Raw genomic sequence first — 17437 nt, 5'->3', positions numbered from 1 at the left:
GCCGAAAAACATTAGCTTTGAGTTCATCATTTAGACGCTTGCTATAGGGTACTGGCCATTGAGCCGCCCACCATTATCAAGGTGCAGACAGATATTGAAAGTTAATTGGTTAGATATGCGAGTCACATCACAAATAGTAGGATAAACAGATTCAGTTAACCGCTTAAAATAAATTCCACTGATGTAATGTTAATTTTTTGTTATTATTAATCAATTTTATTGAGAACATGAGTCTTATTATTAAGGTGGTCGTTATGGCTAATAACCCTGAAATTTCCCTTTATAAAGAACTTACTGATATTCAGCGTCATGTAACCCAGAATGCCGGGACAGAGCCGCCATTCTCAGGGAAATTGCTACAGAATAAGAAAAGTGGCGTGTATCATTGTTTGTGCTGCGAGCAGCCGTTATTTATGTCCGACACTAAATTTGATGCTGGTTGTGGCTGGCCGAGTTTTTACCAGCCTGCCACTCATGATGCAGTGCAGTATCTTGATGATGATAGTCACAATATGCATCGTATTGAGGTTCGTTGCGGTCATTGTAACGCTCATTTGGGGCATGTGTTCCCTGATGGTCCGCAACCAACGGGAGAGCGTTTTTGTATCAACTCGGCTGCATTAAGCTTTACTGATGAAAATACAGGCGAAAAAACAGTAGGTTAATTGTTTTTATTATTGCGGGCATAATCTTAGTTTACGCTAAGAATCGTTTCAGCTAATTCTGGAAAATAATGAGGAAATATCAATGGAACTGGATGATCTGTTATCTGTAATGACACCAGAAATATATCAACGCCTGGTTCAGGCAGTAGAACTGGGTAAATGGCAGGATGGTGTGCCTCTAACGGTAGAGCAGAAAGAGCATAGTTTGCAAATGATTATGCTATGGCAATCAAGGCATAACCATGATCCGCAACATATGACGATTGGTACTGATGGTCAGTTGGTGATGAAGAGTAAACAAGAACTGAAAGCGATCTTTCAGTCTGAAATGGTGGCAACATTCAAACCATAATCTTTGGCAAATAGGTGATGAACAGGCTGAGTGTGTAAAACTCAGCCTAGCCTTAGATTGATATCAGAGAAGAGCACCCTCTAGTTGATCAAGTTCTATCAATATAGCGCCTTGCTCTTTTAGCTCTTTGAATGCTGATTGGCTATCATTTGGACTAAGGTTAACCCCCCGACAACCATCAGTAATGACCCAGGTTTCATAACCTAATGCCAGCGCATCCAGCGCGGTAAATTTCACACAATAGTCAGTGGCGATACCAATAATAAACAGACGTTGAATTTGCTGTGTTTGCAGCCAGTCATCAAGCCGGGTTTTACTCTGATGGCCGTTGTCGAAGAACGCACTGTAGCTGTCGATCTGTGGATTTTCACCTTTGTGGAAAATTTCGAGAATTGCTTGCTTGTTTAGCTGTGGATGGAAATCAGCGCCATGCTGGCTTTGAACGCAGTGTACCGGCCACCATACTTGTGGAATACCGTTTAATAGACCGATATCACCGATCTTCTGGCCGGAATTTACGGCGAAGCTCATATGTTCAGCAGGATGCCAGTCTTGGCTGGCAATAATGCTGATATTGTGTTTCAGACAAATAGCAATTGCTTGATTTGCCGCAACAATGACTTGTTCACTCTCTTCTACGGCTAAAGCGCCGCCGGTACAGAAGTCGTTCTGTAGATCAATAAGTAATAGGGCTGTTTTCATCTCTTTCCTTGATTATTTATCAATATATACCCTTCATCTTTCAAGCTGCTGCTTTGTTGGCTGCTTTCACTCACCCCAGTCACATAGTTATCTATGCTCCCGGGGATTCGTTCACTTGCCGCCGCGCTGCAACTCGAAATCTATTAGGTATAACTTAATTCACCACGTAAATTTTGTTGCATTAAATAACGAATTTTTTCATTGCTATAGGGTTGACTGAGTAAATAGTGCAACTTGGTTAAAGTTGCTTCAAAAGTCATATCGTAGCCGCTTATCACCCCCGATTCTGCCAGAGCATGGCCCGTTGCATAACCTTCCATATTGACTCGGCCAGAAATGCATTGAGTCAAATTAACAACCACGATCCCTCTCTCTGTTGCCTGTCTTAGCTCTTTCAATAATTCAGGGTGCTGAGGCGCGTTTCCGACGCCATATGAGCGCAGGATGAGAGACTTAACCGGTTGCATTAAAATATTATTCACAACCTGACTGGAAAGGCCGGGATAAATGGTGATTACACCAATGGGCTGAGGGGTAATCTGATGAGTAATAAACTCACCGTGATTGACAGGGGCAGAACATGCATTGAAGGTTTTGATGTTAATGCCGGCTTCCATTAATGGAGAACAGTTTGGTGAGGCAAAAGCATCGAAACCGTCGGCATGGGCTTTGACGGTCCGGTTCCCACGAAACAGTTTATTATTGAAAAACAGGCTGACCTCGTTAACTGGGTAATTAGCGGCAAGATAAAGCGCATTCAACAAGTTTGTCTGCCCATCAGAGCGCAGTGCTTCCAGCGGGATTTGTGACCCGGTGACAATGACTGGCTTACCTAGATTTTCAAACATAAAGGAGAGGGCAGATGCCGTGAATGCCATTGTATCCGTACCATGCAGGATCACGAACCCATCATAATCATGGTAGTTTTCTCGGATATCATCAGCGATAAATTGCCAGTCTTCTGGAGTCATATCAGAAGAATCGATCAACGGTTGATGTTCACGTATGGTGAATGTCGGCATTTCCGGTCGATGGAATTCGGGCATCTTAGTTAGTTGGTGTTGTAAATGCCCGGAAACGGGAATGTATCCCTGAGATGAGTGCTGCATTCCAATGGTTCCGCCAGTATAGACGACATAAATAGATTTCTTCTGCATGATTGTACCTCATAAAAAGATCAGCAGGATTATAGGAGTATTGCAAAATAAAAAAAGCCTGACAGGGTTTGTCAGGCTAAATTAATCGAGCTATGACTAGCATCATGCATTGTTATCGGTTGTTTAGCGAATATCTCCGCAATTTAAACAGAATGCATAACGATTTTGTGGATCATTCAGATGGCGATAGAACTCACTCTGTTGTTTTACTTCCTGAGCTACTTGCACCAATGGAGCGGGGAGCCAGGCTTGAACCGCTTCCGGTACGATAGCTTGCGCGGTTGTTGTCAACTGGTTCATCAGCAACTCACTGAATGACATTTCAGGTTGCATCCAGTCAAGCGCTGGGTTGTCCAATTTTGCCAATTCAGCCGCTTTGGTGACTGCATCATCGAAATCCCCTAATTGGTCGACCAATCCATTAGTTTTCGCATCGTTACCAACCCACACATGCCCCTGAGCAATTTTATCGACTTCTTCACGTGTTTTATGGCGTGAAGTAGCAACAAGGCCAATAAAGTTGTTATAGCCATTCTCAATATTAAGCTGCATCAGTGCTGAGAATTCTTTGCTAAGTCCTTTAGTAACAGAAATGCCCGCGAGTGGTGTCGTGGAGACGCCATCAGTGTGGATACCAATATGTTCCAGACTGTTTTCATAAGTGGTGATGACACCGAAGATACCGATGGAACCCGTCAACGTACTTTGGTTTGCGATGATGTAATTAGCCGGGGTAGCGATCCAGTAGCCACCGGATGCCGCCATTCCCCCCATAGAAACCACCACGGGTTTATTCGTTGCACGTAGCGCAGCCAGTTCAGTGCGGATAACATCAGAAGCATTCACACTGCCACCGGGGCTGTTTACCCGCAGAATAACGGCTTTGATATTATCATCCAGACGAGCTTGACGAATCTGAGCGGCGGTTGTGTCACCGCCAACCATGCCTTGAGTCTGCTGCCCATCGACGATTGCACCTTGTGCGACAATAACGGCGATATTGCCTTTGGATGATAACCTGCCTTCCACCAATTGCGGTGCATAATCATAAATGCTGATAGCATTGAAGTGACGGTTTTTCTCGTCCCAACCAAAGGCTTTTGTCATGTCATTTTCAATGACATTGCGCGGCGCAACATAATCGACCAGTTTGTATTTAAGTGCATATTGCGCATTGTCTCCGCCAACAGCACGTAAGTTAGCAATCATCTCATCAGCGCCAGGGAATACTTGATGAACAGAGAGCTTGCGGTTGGTAGCGACAGTATTGAGGTAGTTGTGCCACAGACCGTTGACCCAACGGCTATCAGCCTCGCGGGCAGCGGGGGACATATCATCACGCATAACCGGTTCAACGGCTGATTTATATGTGCCGACGCGGAAAATATGCGCGGTGACTTTCAGTGAATCCAGCAGGGATTTATAATACAAGTTATTGGTTGAATAGCCATAAAGGCCAACCGTTCCTTGTGGCGATAGATAGATTTTATCGGCAAAGGTAGCCAGATAATATTGCGACTGATTATAACTATCACTGATAGCATAAACCGGTTTACCGGAAGTTTTAAACTCATTAATTGCCTTACCGATATACTGCATAGAGGGCTGGTCGGTGCCGATGAAATCATCAAGTTTCAGCACCAGCCCGGTGATTTTGTTATCGGTTTTTGCTTGGCGAATGCTATCAACAATATCAAACAGGGAGTTTTCCTGGAATTTATTGCTGGATGTACCAAACAACTCACGGCCTAATTGAGTTAATGGAGTACGGCTGGAGACCTGATCCACAATGATACCGGTGAGATTGACATATAACGCTCCTTGATAACTATCTGCCGTTTTGTTTGGCTGTTGGTAAATCAGAAAACCGCCAACCACAACCAGAATCAGCATGATAAAAATCAAGTTTGAAATGACTTCCCGAATAAAATTTAATAGTTGCCAACTCCATTTAAATAATCTTGCGATCAACTTCCATAAAATACGCATATCATCTCCAAAACTAGGATCAAGTGAAGCTATCCTAATGATCAGACATGTAAATGTCAGCTTCAAATAGTGGCATATTGTCTGAAAAGATAGCTTTGGGGCTTTTATTTGTTAACAAATAAACAGAAAATGCTAGCTTATAACAAAATACATTACCTAGGAGAGAAAAAATGGATGCACTAGAACTTTTGTTGAACAGACGTTCAGTATCACGTTTAACAACCCCGGCACCTCAAGGTGAAGCATTACAGCATATTTTGGCGGCGGGAATGAGAGCACCTGATCATGGCGCATTACGTCCGTGGCACTTTACTGTCATGCAGGATGAAGGTATTGAGCGATTCAGTCGATTACTCCATCAAGCAGCCATTGATAGTAACCTTGGTGCTGAGGCGGAAGAAAAAGCGAAAAATGCGCCTTATCGTGCACCATTAATCATCGCGGTTATGGCAAAAGTGGCTGAGAATTCCAAAATACCTGAATGGGAACAGGTGGTTTCGGCTGGTTGTGCTGTACATGCGATGCAAATGGCTGCTGTGGCTCAAGGGTTTGGTGGTATCTGGCGTACCGGTTCATGGACTGATGATCATACCGTGCGTGCCGGTTTGGGTTGTCATGAACATGACAAAATAGTGGGTTTTCTCTACCTTGGAACGCCTGTACTAAAAGCGCCAAATAAGGTTACTGCGCCTGATATGACCAATTTTGTCAGCTATTTGTAACGGGGCCTGTTATGTCAACAGAAGTTCGTCTTACCCAATACAGCCACGGCGCTGGGTGCGGTTGTAAGATTTCACCAAAAGTTTTGGAAACCATTCTGCATAGTGAGCAGGAAAAATTTCTTGATCCTCACTTATTGGTTGGTAATGAAACCCGTGATGATGCTGCGGTTTATGATATTGGCAATGGTACCGGCATTATCAGTACGACAGATTTCTTCATGCCGATTGTCGATAATCCATTTGATTTTGGGCGCATTGCTGCCACAAATGCTATCAGCGATATTTATGCAATGGGCGGTAAGCCTATTATGGCGATAGCTATTTTGGGATGGCCGATTGATAAATTGGCGCCGGAAATTGCCCGTAAGGTGATTGAAGGTGGCCGGGCTGCATGTAAAGAGGCTGGGATTGTACTGGCGGGAGGGCACTCTATTGATGCACCTGAACCTATTTTTGGTCTGGCTGTAACCGGTATCGTTAATATTGACCGAGTGAAACAGAACAGTGCCGCGCAAGCGGGAAGCCAGCTATTTCTGACAAAACCACTTGGAATCGGGGTATTGACCACGGCGGAGAAAAAAGGCTTGCTGTTACCTGAACATCAGGGCGTCGCGATAGAAACCATGTGCCGCTTAAATAAATTGGGGATGGATTTTGCCGAGGTGGCTGGCGTTACAGCAATGACCGATGTAACCGGGTTTGGTCTTTTAGGGCATTTAAGTGAAATTTGTCAAGGATCGGGGGTTCAGGCAACTCTCCATTTTGCAAAAGTGCCTAAACTGCCGGAAGTGGAATCCTATATTGAAAAGGGTTGTGTTCCGGGGGGAACTGGGCGTAACTTTGATAGTTACGGTCATCTTATTGGTGAAATGACAGAACTTCAGCGCAAACTGTTATGTGATCCGCAAACATCCGGTGGCCTGCTGTTGGCTGTTTTACCAGAAGCCATGGACGAAGTGAAAATGATTGCACGATGTCATGACATCGAACTGACCGCGATTGGTGAATTGTCTGAGCGACAGTCAGGCAGAGTACTCATTGAGGTTAATGAATAATATCCATGCGGCTTTTTATTGCAGAAAAACCAAGTCTAGCCAGGGCGATTGCTGATGTTTTACCAAAACCGCATCGCCGTGGTGATGGCTTTATCGCTTGTGGAGATAACCAGTTTGTTACCTGGTGTATTGGGCACTTGCTGGAACAGGCGGAACCTGATGCCTATGACAATCGTTTTGCTCGTTGGTCATTAGTTGATCTTCCAATCATTCCTGAAAAATGGCAGTTAAAACCGCGACCTTCTGTTGAGAAACAGCTCAATATTATCCAGACGTTGTTGGAAAAAGCCGATGAAATAGTACATGCCGGTGACCCAGATCGGGAAGGGCAACTGTTGGTGGATGAGGTTCTGGATTTTTTGAAACTGGATGCTGTGAGGCGGAAAAATGTTCGTCGTTGTTTGATAAGTGATCTAAATCCGCAAGCGGTGACCAGAGCTGTTGAGCGGTTAAGAGATAACCGGGATTTTATTCCGCTATGTGTTTCAGCTCTCGCCAGAGCTAGGGCTGATTGGCTTTATGGCATTAATATGACCCGTGCTTATACCTTGCTTGGCCGCAATGCGGGGTATCAGGGGGTATTATCTGTCGGGCGGGTTCAGACCCCTATTTTGGGTTTAGTTGTTCGCCGGGATGAAGAGATTGAGCATTTCGTACCCAAAGATTTTTTTGAGGTGAAAGCGCATATTGTGACGCCGAAAGATGAACGTTTTATCGCTATCTGGCAACCAAGTGAATCTTGTATCGATTTTTTGGATGAAGAAGGGCGATTAATACACCGGCCTCTGGCTGAACATGTTGTTGCCAGAATAACCGGTCAACCAGCCTATGTGATCTCTTATCAGGATAAACGGGAATCTGAAGTCGCTCCTTTGCCATTTTCATTATCTTCTTTGCAAATTGAAGCCGCTAAACGTTTTGGCCTAAATGCGCAGCAAGTATTGGATATTTGTCAGCGATTGTATGAAACACATAAGTTAATTACTTATCCCCGTTCTGATTGTCGTTATTTGCCCGATGAACACTTTGCTGGTCGTCATTCAGTGCTTAATGCGATATCTATTCATGCAACAAATCTATTGCCACAAAAGTTACTGGAAATAGATAGAAAGAATCGTTGTTGGGACGATAAAAAAGTTGATGCTCACCATGCAATTATTCCTACAGCTAGAAGTAGTCATATAAATCTGACGGATAACGAGGCTAATATTTATGGTTTGATTGCCCGACAATATTTGATGCAATTTTTCCCGGATGCCATATTCCGTAAATGTGTTATTGAATTAGAAATTGCGGGTGGAAAATTTATTGCTAAAGCCCGTTTTCTTGCTGAGGCAGGTTGGAGAACGTTGCTTGGAAATAAAGAGCGTGACGAAGAGAATGACGGAACGCCATTACCGGTTGTTGCTAAAGGTGATGAATTATTGTGTGAGAGAGGAGAGGTGGTAGAGCGCCAAACCCAACCGCCGAAACCATTTACTGATGCGACTATCCTTTCTGCTATGACCGGAATTGCCCGTTTTGTACAGGATAAGGAACTGAAAAAAGTTCTTCGTGCAACAGATGGGCTAGGAACGGAAGCTACGCGGGCTGGCATTATCGAACTGTTGTTTAAACGGGAGTTTCTTTATAAAAAAGGGCGTCATATTCATGCAACACCTGCGGGTAGGGCGTTGATTCACGTATTGCCTGATATGGCCGCTTTACCGGATATGACCGCCCATTGGGAGTCTCGGTTAACGCAAATCAGTGAAAAACAGTTCCGCTATCAAGATTTCATGGTGCCACTTGAGGAGACATTGCAACAATTAATTTGGCAGGCTAAACAGGACCGTAATTTAACCGCTTTTCGTGACTTACCACCACTCCCAGTGAAAGATAAAAAAGGGAAAAAAATGAAAGCAACGAAAAACACCAAAATAGCTGCGCCATAGAGCGCAGCAATTATTGCGTTATTTTAAAAAACATCGGTGTTAACAGAATATCAAATTTCAAATTCTGCCCAAACTGGGGCATGATCTGACGGTTTTTCCATTTCACGGATTTTGTAATCAATGCCTGTTGCGATACAGCGCTCCGCCAAGGGTTTACTTGCAAGCAGTAAATCAATCCGCAATCCTCGGTTATCATCAAACCCTTTGGATCGATAATCAAACCAGGAAAATTGGTCATTACATTCAGGATTGAGATGCCGGAATGTATCAACCAGGCCCCAATTTTTCAGGCGATCCATCCAATCTCTCTCTTCAGGCAGAAAAGAACATTTACCTGTTTTTAACCAGCGTTTTTGGTTGTTCTCACCAATTCCGATATCCAGATCTGTCGGGCTGATATTCATATCACCCATGATAATCACGTGTGATTGAGGGGTTAAGTTTTGCTCCAGGTAGTTTTGCAGATCCTGATAAAATTTCTCTTTTGCCGGAAATTTCACTGGATGTTCACGATTTTCTCCCTGAGGGAAATAGCCATTAATAACGGTCAATGGCCCGTGTGGGGTTTCCATTTCCGCCATGATAACACGGCGTTGAGCATCTTCATCATCCCCTGGAAAACCACGATACACCGCAAGAGGCACCTGGCGCGTTAACAGTGCAACGCCGTAATGGGCTTTCTGGCCGTAATAAAATACATGATAGCCAAGTTTCCCAACCTCTTCTAAAGGAAACACTTCATCATGAACTTTTGTTTCCTGTAGGCCGATAACATCGGGTTGATGTTGCTCGATGATCGCAGCTAACTGATGGGGGCGGGCACGTAGTCCATTAATATTAAAAGAGATAAATTTCATCTTTTACAGCCATCCAGTAAAAAGACACAGGAACAATAGTAACAGATGGATCTTAAAAAGTAACTATTGACAATGGTCAGCACGAAATAGTAACGGATCCCCTAATATTATAATTTGCTGTGAAAAATATAATAATTTGTGGTGAGAAAGAGCCTCGGTTAGACCGTTTTTATCTCTAGTGTTACAAAAATTGATTACTGAAAAATGTAGAACCCTATCCTAATCTTTGATAGAAAATTGAGCTCGTTAGTAATGTTTATATTTTCTAATGGTTGATTGGTTGAGATTAATTTTTGAACCATGATAAACATGAATAATAGAGTTTATTGAGCCACCTATGTATTGAACATACGCTTTTTTTATGTGGTATATGTTTGAGAAGTATTTGTTTTTTTGTACAAAATTTATGCCTTCACAGTATCAAACTTGATTTAGCTGTCATTTGGTGAAGGCTATTTCAAAGAAATTATTTTAGCCACAAGTTATATAGGAACGGTGAATTATGTTTTTTTCTCGTAAATTAGAAGCATTCATGGCAGTGGTGGAAAATGGTTCTTTAAGTAAAGCGGCAAGAGTGATGAACCGTACAACTCCTCCAGTAGCTAAATCAATCAAAGACTTCGAAGCAACATTAGGGAAGCGCCTTTTCAAAAGGGAGAAATTTGGGATGAGTTTGACTAAAGATGGTTTAGAATTATATAACGATCTTAAAGATCTTTATTTACAAGAAAAAGAAATAACTAAAAAACATATCAGTGGTAGTATATGTAACATAGTTAATATTTATTACGATTGGGGGAAAAACAAACATCTTATTTATTTATATAAGGCAGCTGATAGAAATAGCTCACAGGTAAATATATTCCGGTTTAGTTATGATAACATTGAAGAAATAGTGGATTATGACGGCAACACGCTCATTCTGAGCTCAGAAAAGATACTGAGTGACCGTTTCAGCCTCATTAGTAAAATAAAAGGGCCTGAATTGGGAATTTGCTGCCGAAAAGAGTTATTAGATATTGCTAATGGTGATGTGATGCAATTGCTAAAGAGTAATACTTGGCTATGCGATCCTGTACTTTATAAAAGTAGTTTCATTAAAAACTTGGAAGAAGAAGTTATTCAAAGTGGTGGAAAAGTAAATATGCGTCAGATGGATAATATGGGATGTTGCATGAATTTCATTTATTCCAGAGATTATATATTTATTACAGATTCTCATCCTGATGAATTGGAAGGAGGAGACGCTTTGAGTTTTGTTCCCATTGAAAAACCTGGTGCAGCAAATCAATGTTATATTTATAAGTCTAAATCACACTCAAGTGTTCTTAATCGTTTTATCGATTCAGTTAATGACATGAGTTAAAATTCATCTACGCGGAGAGGATTATGGTAAGCTCCGCGTTGTTATTATGCGGAGATAATTATAAAGATTTTTCACTGTACCTAAATGATAAATTTATATTCCAAATTCTTATTTGAATATTCCGAGTAAATGTTTGGTAATGGTGAGGAAAAATGGACTGTTCCTCGCCTTTTGGAGCAACTTGTACTACAAGCCTGACATTATTATTCATTTTCGTCTGGTGTTTGGCACAACCCATTGTGCATGGCCTTTGCTTTACTGCTTTAGCCACGGTGTTGTGGTACTCCAAAAAATAATGTTAGCCCCCAAGTAGTTTTCGGCAAAATGAGTAAACTCTTCCTGAGTGAAGGGTTTTTTAGTTTTTGGGTTGGTGTAGGTCAGTGTTGGTTCTTGGACTGCTATTGCCACCAAATCCGGTTTGCCTTTGTAACGGTTGAAAAAGCGATAAGCGTTTTTCATCTGAGCAGATTGACACGGCACGATATCGGGACCGCCGATACCGATCTTATTTTTCGACGCGAAATTAAAAAAACGAGACATATATTGATGATCGTTATCCCATTCACATGGCCAGAAGTTAACATATTGCACCCCATAGGATTTTTTGCATGCTCGGTGCACCCTCCAATTGTTTCCAGCTATAAACAATTTGTACACCGGCAATATCTTGACGTTCTAGCAGAGGACCTAATTGCTCAAGCTCATCGGATGAAGTGTAGAGATAGTTTTGTGGTTTTCCTGCGAGTGCAGCAGTTGACAGTGAACTAAAAATCAGAGTAGCTGAGATGAGTTGTTTGAGCACCATTATTATCTCCATCCTTAATTGTAGGGGAATGAGTAATAGGTTTATGACAGCTTAACAAGGCGGATAGTTCCATGACTTTATGAATTTATTTAACATTACAAAGTTACTTTATTGGTTAATTAGTAATTATTTTCCGCATCTTAGTACCCATTTATCTCTATCTTTGTAAATACATTCTCATTAAGAACAAATGAGAATGTTATCAATGAATATGATATTAATTGGGGTTGTTGACTGTTTTTTTAAAGATATTTGGTTATTTATTGTTGAGGTTTAATCAAAATTAAACGTGCGGCATTTTATGATAAAAAAGCCTTGATTCTGAATCAGCCGTTAATAATGAAGGCGTATTTATAATATTCTGCAAAAGGTGTTCATGGAGTGCCTTTGAACTGGGTATAGATGCAGCAGACTGCGGCGGTAGTTCACCAAAGCATCCACATTCAGGTGCTTGATAGAGGTTTTTGGGGTTGGTTTAACACTGTTCTCATTGTTATCATTGCTCAAAGCAAAAGGAGATAACATGAAAAAATTGGCAGTTATGTTTACATTGGGAATGGTTAGCTTTGGTGCAATGGCAGTTGATGGTTATAAAGATGCAAAGTTTGGTATGACAGAAGAAGAGTTCCTTTCGAAGAAGTTATGTGATTTTGAAAAGTTTGAGGGAAGCCCGCGAATAAAAGAAATATCACTTTATTCGTGTTCTGACTTTTCGTTTGCTAACAAAAAGCGTGGAGCAATGGCATTTTTTTTTAATGGAAAATTTAAAAGATTAGAGATTGGTATTGGCGAATACCTGAAGCCAGTATTCAAATCGTTAGAGAAAAAATACGGAGAGCCGTCGTCGTACCCATCACAAGAAGAATTTGGTGATGCGATGAAAAATGGTGGGGTTATAACTATAGGTTATGATAATGATACGGTATCAGTTGATATACATGTGATGTTTGGTAAAGAATCCGGTCAGTTGGCTTATACGAGCTCAGATGTTTATGCGATCCCAGATTTCGAAAAAAAAATCCAGGAATTAAAGGAGTTCCAGGAATTCCAGGAATTTCTGAAATTAGATCATAAAAAATTGGATGAAGATATTTAAGACGACAATAGCCACCTTCGGGTGGTTTTTTATATTCGCAATACTCAAACATTACAAGTAACTAATTCAACCAGGTCGCTTTGGTGTCCTTTTTACATCTAAAGGAAGTGAACACAGACCAATATATTATGCTTTCATCAATGGTATTAAAGAGGGTTTTTCTACTTGGTGAAGGTGTTTATAAAATTGTTGCTACTCTGTTATCTGATGAAATTGACAAAGGAGTTACACCGATGGAAAAACAGATAATTTCAATGTTATGAGTCATGATCTTTTCTTATTAAAGCGGCCCATAACTTGCTGAAATGAGCCGTAAAGAAGAAGTGGATAATCTGATTATATGCTGTTTAATGTAATGGACCATCCAATGATGGGAATTTAACTGTTATTGCAAATAAAAACATCATTATTTCTTAGCTAAAAAAGGGGCTGTATATAGGATAGTTGATATCCAGATGATTGCGGTGATAAACATAACAATCATCTTGGTGAAACGCCAATAAAATGGCTTTGGCGGTGTATCGGTGGGAATCGGTAAGTTAGTATTTTGGGGTTGACTATTATCTTGTTCGTTATCTTGAAATGGCAGGATAAAACGATAACCTTGCCGGTACACTGTGTGTATGGCTTCACCTAGATCACAATAGCGTAATGTGCGACGTAATTTACAGATTAATTGCAGTAAATTGGTTTCTGCTACTCCGTTTTTGCGTTCAGGCCAAACCAGAGGGATCAGTTGTTCCCGGTTTAACGTATTCCCCTGGGATGCATGTTCCCACAGTGCAACTAACAGGCGTTTCTCTTTTTCCGTAATGATAAATATATTTTTACCATGAATTATTTTGTTTGAGTCACAGTCTAAATAAACATCTCTAGTTATTTTCAACATAACGCATTCTTTGCCTCTGTTTAGTGTTTATACCCGTTATCTTTCAAGCTGCCTCTTTGTTGGCTGCACTCACTCACCCCGGTCACATAGTTCTCTATGCTCCCGGGGATTCGCTCCCTTGCCGTCGCGATGCAACTCGAAATCTATTAGGTATATAGCCAGGAGGGCTCAATTAGGCACTTATGCCTATTAGAGTTTATATATTTTATGAATAAGTAATGCAAGAAAATAAATAATTTAAAATCTTTTATTTTATTTTGTTATCTGGGTTATTTTTATTTTTCTCATTAATAAATAAAACTAATGATAATTAATTATTAATTTTGTTTATATTTGTGATAATGCTGTCTCTATTCTCTGTGAAATAAATGAAAATTTTCAAATATAGATAAATTATTTTTAGGTATTGTTTTTTTCTTATAAATTCATTTTGTAAAAATTGATAAATAGATGTTCATAAGCAATAACCCTATTGATTGAGTGATATTTTTTATCATATTGAATTATAAGTAAAAATAGAGATTAAAATCATTATTTTTTATTTTTAACTTTTATTTATCGGTGTTTGAGTGATTACTGTTCAATGAATAGCTTCAAGTTCCAACAACGTGATGTTTATCACGTATTAACTTACGTTAGTCAGTAGTCAGGTCGCCTCATTGCTTGAATGAGGGTTTGGATATTAAAGCACGGTGAATACACAAGTAAGGCATTAGGCATGATACCTAAGGGCGGTAGCGTACCTAAAATGATGTGTGTTTTAACCCGGTTATGAATTTAACTCTTAAGGAAATAACAATGTCTACAACTGCCGATCAAATTGCTGTTCAATACCCCATTCCAACTTACCGTTTTGTTGTGGCCGTTGGTGATGAGCAAATGTCTTTTCAAAGTGTATCGGGATTAGATATTAGCTATGACACGATTGAATATCGTGATGGAATTGGTAATTGGTTACAAATGCCCGGTCAGCGTCAGAGACCAACAATTACCTTGAAGCGCGGTATATTTAAAGGGCAATCTAAATTGTACGATTGGATTAATTCTATTTCGCTTAATCAGATAGAGAAGAAAGATATTTCTATTAGCCTCACTGATGAAACAGGTTCAAATCTGCTGATTACCTGGAATATTGCTAATGCTTTCCCAGAAAAACTAACAGCACCCAGTTTTGATGCTACCAGTAATGAAGTTGCGGTGCAGGAAATAAGTTTGAAAGCCGATCGGGTTACTGTTGAATTCCATTAATACACAGTTTGGTGTCAGGAATAGTCTGGCACGTCAATACAGTGTTTTTTAAAGGCGAATATTATGACAATCAGTACAACTTATCCGGGTGTCTATATTGAGGAAGATGCTTCATTGGCACTCTCTGTCCGTTCCAGTGCAACGGCGGTCCCTGTTTTTGCGGTTGCAAATACTAATAAATTTTTATCCACACAAAATTATGTCCGTATTAGTAGTTGGTTGGACTATTTGACACGAAAAGGTGGGCAATTTGATCCTGATGATAAGCTTGATATTTCACTACGGGCCTATTTTATTAACGGTGGGGGATATGGCTATCTCGTGAAAACTAAAGACCTAGTAGGTCAAATTCCGAAACTAGATGATGTCACATTGCTGATTGCTGCCGGAGAAGATATCACTACTGCCGTAGGGACACTTTGTAAACCGGGCAAAGGATTATTCGCCATTTTTGATGGTCCAGCCACTCAAATAGCTTCGAATCAAAAATCCGATGAAGTGCTTAAGTCTTATACCGCTACTGCCTATGGCGCAGTTTACTATCCCTGGCTGACCGCCGAATGGGGAAATGAAAAAGATGATGAAGGGAGAAAAGCGAGTGTTGATATTCCCCCCAGTGCAATGATGGCGGGTATTTATGCCAGCGTTGATAACAACCGAGGTGTTTGGCAAGCTCCGGCTAACGTGGCTATTCAAGGTGGATTACAACCTAAATATCCAGTGACTGATGACCTGCAAGGACAATATAACCAAGGAAAAGCACTGAATATGATCCGTAATTTCCCTAAGAGCGGCACATTGGTTTGGGGAGCTCGCACGCTTGAGGACAGTGATAACTGGCGTTATATCTCGGTTCGTCGCCTGTTTAACAGCGCCGAGCGAGATATTAAAAATGCCATGAGCTTTGCGGTCTTTGAGCCTAATAGCCAACCCACTTGGGAAGTTGTGCGTCGAGCTATTGATAATTATCTCTATTCTCTTTGGCAACAAGGCGGATTGGTGGGAAATAAAGCCGAGCAAGCTTATTTTGTTCAAATAGGTAAAGGTATCACTATGACTGATGACAATATTAAACAGGGCAAAATGATCGTTAAAGTGGGTATGGCGGCGGTTCGTCCTGCCGAGTTTATTATCTTGAAGTTTACGCAGAACGTCGCACAATAATTGGAGGTAATATGCCAATAACACCAACTTATCCGGGCGTCTATATTGAAGAAGATGCATCACTGGCGCTTTCTATCAGCCAAGGGAATACAGCAATTCCTGTTTTTATTGGCCGCTTCTCGCCTAAGAAAACAAGCATAACGCCACAAGTGGTACGGGTTAGTAGCTGGTTGGATTTCACTAACCAGTTTCATGTGGGTTGTGTTACGTCAATAGATATTAAATCAACACCTCCACCTGCCGCTAAAAAACCCAAGAAAGTTGAAAAAGTTGAAAATGATATATCAGCCGAAAACAAAGCTACCAAAGAAAATGGAGAGGTTAATAGCGATACAAATGAAGAAGAAAAAAAAGCTGATTACACTTACGAGGTGACAGCAGTTAATTACACGACAAGCAGTGATGCTTTAAAACTTTATTTTCAAAATGGCGGTGGACCTTGTTATATCTTGCCAATTGCTGATTTGGGAAATACTGAAACTTTGGGCTTAATTCCCGAATTAATTGAGCAGGCTTTAGAAATTACTCTGATCGTCTGTTCTGAACAGGATTCTGGTTATCAAAGTCAAATATATAACAGTTTGACGCCTTCATTATTGAATGCTGGCTATTTCCTTATCGCTGATAACCAGGATAAGACAACCGCCATCAGTGTTAATGTACCCTCACAAACCGCAACGTATTATCCGGCGGTGAAAGTTTCACAACTTATGCAAACGGAAGAGAGCCTTATAGCTGTTTCAGGTTATAAGGATGCAGGTACAACATTAGACACCATCAAGAATCTGGCACAACTCAAAGAGAAAAACCCCGATGTCTATCAGCAAGCTGTTGCTGCAATACAGAACATAAGCAGAACGATTCCCGCCAGTGTAATCATGGCTGGTGTCTATTGTGCTACTGATGCTGGTCGGGGTGTCTGGAAAGCACCGGCTAATATTGTTCTGAGTGGCATTAGTGATGTAGAAGAACGGCTCACCGAAGATGAGCAAGGTACCATGAATCAAAAAGGTATCAATGCTATCCGTTATTTCAATAATCGAGGATTTGTCGTGTGGGGTACACGTACTCTGAAAGATGATGACAACTGGCGCTATATTCCGGTACGGCGTCTATTTAATGCGGCGGAACGGGATATTAAACAGGCAATGCGATTTGCCGTCTTTGAGCCCAATAGCCAACCGACCTGGGAGCAGGTAAGGTCAGCCATTGACAACTATCTCCATCAACTCTGGCAACAGGGGGCACTGGTTGGTAGTAACCCCCAGGAAGCCTATTTTGTGCAAATTGGTCAAGGTATCACCATGTCCGAGAGCGATATTAGGCAAGGAAGAATGATCGTCAAGGTTGGGATGGCGGCGGTTCGTCCGGCTGAATTTATTATCCTGCAATTTTCGCAAAAAGTAGCACAGTAACCGTACTGGGGCGCGGTTTCC

General features: G+C 41.2%; 17 protein-coding genes. 10 read left to right on the top strand and 7 right to left on the bottom strand.

From position 1 onward, the window contains the following. Positions 1-254: 254 nt before the first annotated feature. On the top strand, positions 255-665 hold the full coding sequence (gene msrB, locus KZ793_RS13000) for a peptide-methionine (R)-S-oxide reductase MsrB (protein WP_225815721.1): 411 nt from the start codon (positions 255-257) through the stop codon (positions 663-665). Between the two features lie 82 nt (positions 666-747). Further along, complete coding sequence (locus tag KZ793_RS12995) at positions 748-1017, top strand: YeaC family protein (RefSeq protein WP_036805531.1); 270 nt, start codon at positions 748-750, stop codon at positions 1015-1017. Between the two features lie 63 nt (positions 1018-1080). Here KZ793_RS12995 and pncA read toward each other — a convergent pair whose 3' ends face one another. The 3 genes from pncA to sppA all read right to left on the bottom strand — a co-directional run bounded on the left by pncA (position 1081) and on the right by sppA (position 4865). Beyond that, positions 1081-1719 (bottom strand): bifunctional nicotinamidase/pyrazinamidase, encoded by a 639-nt coding sequence (pncA, locus tag KZ793_RS12990; RefSeq protein ID WP_225815720.1) that lies wholly within the window; start codon positions 1717-1719, stop codon positions 1081-1083. Between the two features lie 143 nt (positions 1720-1862). Continuing rightward, positions 1863-2876: an asparaginase gene (gene ansA / locus KZ793_RS12985; RefSeq protein WP_225815719.1), complete on the bottom strand. Its 1014-nt coding sequence runs from the start codon at positions 2874-2876 to the stop codon at positions 1863-1865. A gap of 123 nt (positions 2877-2999) precedes the next feature. Continuing rightward, complete coding sequence (gene sppA, locus KZ793_RS12980; RefSeq protein WP_225815718.1) at positions 3000-4865, bottom strand: signal peptide peptidase SppA; 1866 nt, start codon at positions 4863-4865, stop codon at positions 3000-3002. 170 nt (positions 4866-5035) lie between these two features. Between sppA and KZ793_RS12975 the strand changes: the two genes are divergently transcribed. Genes KZ793_RS12975 through KZ793_RS12965 form a run of 3 tightly spaced genes read left to right on the top strand, consistent with a single transcriptional unit; the run spans position 5036 to position 8576 of the window. After that, positions 5036-5587 carry an NAD(P)H nitroreductase gene (locus KZ793_RS12975; RefSeq protein ID WP_225815717.1) on the top strand — a complete coding sequence of 184 codons (552 nt, stop codon included), beginning with the start codon at positions 5036-5038 and terminating at the stop codon, positions 5585-5587. A gap of 11 nt (positions 5588-5598) precedes the next feature. Further along, on the top strand, positions 5599-6642 hold the full coding sequence (gene selD / locus KZ793_RS12970) for a selenide, water dikinase SelD (protein ID WP_225815716.1): 1044 nt from the start codon (positions 5599-5601) through the stop codon (positions 6640-6642). Between the two features lie 5 nt (positions 6643-6647). Further along, on the top strand, positions 6648-8576 hold the full coding sequence (locus KZ793_RS12965; RefSeq protein ID WP_225815715.1) for a DNA topoisomerase III: 1929 nt from the start codon (positions 6648-6650) through the stop codon (positions 8574-8576). A 50-nt stretch (positions 8577-8626) separates the two neighbouring features. Here the strand turns inward: KZ793_RS12965 and xthA are convergent, their stop codons facing one another. Then, a complete protein-coding gene (gene xthA / locus KZ793_RS12960; protein ID WP_225815714.1) occupies positions 8627-9433 on the bottom strand; it encodes an exodeoxyribonuclease III in 807 nt (268 codons plus the stop codon). Positions 9434-9935: 502 nt separating this feature from the next. On the opposite strand from xthA, the gene KZ793_RS12955 reads away from it, so the two are divergent. After that, positions 9936-10799 (top strand): helix-turn-helix domain-containing protein, encoded by an 864-nt coding sequence (locus tag KZ793_RS12955; protein WP_118985962.1) that lies wholly within the window; start codon positions 9936-9938, stop codon positions 10797-10799. A gap of 255 nt (positions 10800-11054) precedes the next feature. On the opposite strand, the gene KZ793_RS12950 is transcribed toward KZ793_RS12955, so the two are convergent. Next, positions 11055-11339, bottom strand: coding sequence for a Mammalian taste receptor protein (TAS2R) (locus KZ793_RS12950; protein WP_225815713.1), 285 nt, complete (start codon positions 11337-11339; stop codon positions 11055-11057). Between the two features lie 37 nt (positions 11340-11376). Next, positions 11377-11604, bottom strand: coding sequence for a hypothetical protein (locus tag KZ793_RS12945; RefSeq protein ID WP_225815712.1), 228 nt, complete (start codon positions 11602-11604; stop codon positions 11377-11379). A 523-nt stretch (positions 11605-12127) separates the two neighbouring features. Between KZ793_RS12945 and KZ793_RS12940 the strand changes: the two genes are divergently transcribed. Next, positions 12128-12700: a hypothetical protein gene (locus tag KZ793_RS12940; protein WP_225815711.1), complete on the top strand. Its 573-nt coding sequence runs from the start codon at positions 12128-12130 to the stop codon at positions 12698-12700. A 406-nt stretch (positions 12701-13106) separates the two neighbouring features. Here the strand turns inward: KZ793_RS12940 and KZ793_RS12935 are convergent, their stop codons facing one another. Continuing rightward, positions 13107-13589, bottom strand: coding sequence for a winged helix-turn-helix domain-containing protein (locus tag KZ793_RS12935; protein ID WP_225815710.1), 483 nt, complete (start codon positions 13587-13589; stop codon positions 13107-13109). A gap of 798 nt (positions 13590-14387) precedes the next feature. Here KZ793_RS12935 and KZ793_RS12930 point away from each other — a divergent pair. From KZ793_RS12930 to KZ793_RS12920, 3 genes are all read left to right on the top strand, one after another. Next, positions 14388-14837, top strand: a complete 450-nt coding sequence (locus tag KZ793_RS12930) for a phage tail protein (RefSeq protein ID WP_225815709.1) — start codon at positions 14388-14390, stop codon at positions 14835-14837. A gap of 63 nt (positions 14838-14900) precedes the next feature. Beyond that, positions 14901-16001 (top strand): phage tail sheath family protein, encoded by a 1101-nt coding sequence (locus tag KZ793_RS12925; RefSeq protein WP_225815708.1) that lies wholly within the window; start codon positions 14901-14903, stop codon positions 15999-16001. An 11-nt stretch (positions 16002-16012) separates the two neighbouring features. After that, the gene (locus KZ793_RS12920) at positions 16013-17416 is read left to right on the top strand and encodes a phage tail sheath family protein (protein ID WP_225815707.1); all 1404 of its coding nucleotides are present in this window, start codon (positions 16013-16015) and stop codon (positions 17414-17416) included. Positions 17417-17437: the final 21 nt, after the last annotated feature.

Origin of the sequence: Photorhabdus antumapuensis, from assembly GCF_020387775.1 — a bacterium.
Lineage (GTDB): Bacteria > Pseudomonadota > Gammaproteobacteria > Enterobacterales > Enterobacteriaceae > Photorhabdus > Photorhabdus antumapuensis.
This window is presented reverse-complemented; position numbering and strand designations above follow the sequence as displayed.

Bases quoted from the DNA above. Each gene is read 5' to 3' on its own strand.
- KZ793_RS12965 (WP_225815715.1), top strand. From the start codon at position 6,648: ATGCGGCTTTTTATTGCAGAAAAACCAAGTCTAGCCAGGGCGATTGCT.
- KZ793_RS12950 (WP_225815713.1), bottom strand. From the start codon at position 11,339: ATGTCTCGTTTTTTTAATTTCGCGTCGAAAAATAAGATCGGTATCGGC.
- KZ793_RS12925 (WP_225815708.1), top strand. From the start codon at position 14,901: ATGACAATCAGTACAACTTATCCGGGTGTCTATATTGAGGAAGATGCT.
- pncA (WP_225815720.1), bottom strand. From the start codon at position 1,719: ATGAAAACAGCCCTATTACTTATTGATCTACAGAACGACTTCTGTACC.
- KZ793_RS12940 (WP_225815711.1), top strand. From the start codon at position 12,128: ATGAAAAAATTGGCAGTTATGTTTACATTGGGAATGGTTAGCTTTGGT.
- KZ793_RS12945 (WP_225815712.1), bottom strand. From the start codon at position 11,604: ATGGTGCTCAAACAACTCATCTCAGCTACTCTGATTTTTAGTTCACTG.
- selD (WP_225815716.1), top strand. From the start codon at position 5,599: ATGTCAACAGAAGTTCGTCTTACCCAATACAGCCACGGCGCTGGGTGC.
- KZ793_RS12920 (WP_225815707.1), top strand. From the start codon at position 16,013: ATGCCAATAACACCAACTTATCCGGGCGTCTATATTGAAGAAGATGCA.
- ansA (WP_225815719.1), bottom strand. From the start codon at position 2,876: ATGCAGAAGAAATCTATTTATGTCGTCTATACTGGCGGAACCATTGGA.
- sppA (WP_225815718.1), bottom strand. From the start codon at position 4,865: ATGCGTATTTTATGGAAGTTGATCGCAAGATTATTTAAATGGAGTTGG.
- KZ793_RS12975 (WP_225815717.1), top strand. From the start codon at position 5,036: ATGGATGCACTAGAACTTTTGTTGAACAGACGTTCAGTATCACGTTTA.
- msrB (WP_225815721.1), top strand. From the start codon at position 255: ATGGCTAATAACCCTGAAATTTCCCTTTATAAAGAACTTACTGATATT.
- KZ793_RS12955 (WP_118985962.1), top strand. From the start codon at position 9,936: ATGTTTTTTTCTCGTAAATTAGAAGCATTCATGGCAGTGGTGGAAAAT.
- KZ793_RS12930 (WP_225815709.1), top strand. From the start codon at position 14,388: ATGTCTACAACTGCCGATCAAATTGCTGTTCAATACCCCATTCCAACT.
- KZ793_RS12935 (WP_225815710.1), bottom strand. From the start codon at position 13,589: ATGTTGAAAATAACTAGAGATGTTTATTTAGACTGTGACTCAAACAAA.
- KZ793_RS12995 (WP_036805531.1), top strand. From the start codon at position 748: ATGGAACTGGATGATCTGTTATCTGTAATGACACCAGAAATATATCAA.
- xthA (WP_225815714.1), bottom strand. From the start codon at position 9,433: ATGAAATTTATCTCTTTTAATATTAATGGACTACGTGCCCGCCCCCAT.